This is a genomic window from Citrobacter sp. TBCS-14 (assembly GCF_005280805.1).
Taxonomy (GTDB): domain Bacteria; phylum Pseudomonadota; class Gammaproteobacteria; order Enterobacterales; family Enterobacteriaceae; genus Citrobacter; species Citrobacter gillenii.
Genome location: NZ_SZWM01000480.1, coordinates 1 through 542, shown reverse-complemented (window position 1 = coordinate 542; position 542 = coordinate 1). Strand labels below are relative to the sequence as shown.

Below are 542 nucleotides of genomic sequence, written 5' to 3'. Positions count from 1 at the left end.
CTGGCAGAGAAGAGTTAGCACGCACGATGCTGGTAGTCTGGTCAGGCGCATCGCCACCGGCACGAGGCTGAGCGATAGGCTTAAAGACGCTCAGACGAACGCCTTTGCGTTCCATAGCACGGATCACGCCAAGGCTGACGCTGGTCAGGNTGGTTCCGGTAGGGATCAGCATAATAATACGGGACACGGTTTATCCTCTTTCGTTACCGTCGATTTCGACGGGTTACAAAACAGCACCGCCAGCTAGGCTGGCGGTGTGAAATCAGGCAGTCAGACGGCTCGCGTCTTGCGCGATAACCAGTTCTTCGTTGGTTGGGATAACCACCGCAGGACGGGTACCTTCTTTGTTGATGAAACCAGATTTGCCGAAACGTGCGGCCAGGTTACGTTCGTGGTCAACTTCGAAGCCCAGAACGCCCAGTTTGCCCAGAGACAGTTCACGAACCATCGCGGCGTTTTCACCAATGCCACCGGTGAAGACAACCGCATCCAGACGACCATCCATCAGCGCGGTGTAGGAACCGATGTATTTCGCCAGACGG

At 55.8% G+C, this 542-nt stretch carries 1 protein-coding gene and 1 pseudogene; both read right to left on the bottom strand.

Annotated elements, in window-relative coordinates; translation table 11 throughout:
* A partial coding sequence (locus FDX22_RS19355; protein WP_146717643.1) for an AAA family ATPase occupies positions 1–187 on the bottom strand: 187 nt, incomplete at its 3' end.
* Positions 188–262: 75 nt separating this feature from the next.
* Positions 263–542 (bottom strand): annotated as a pseudogene (locus tag FDX22_RS19350) (acetate kinase); the annotation flags it as partial.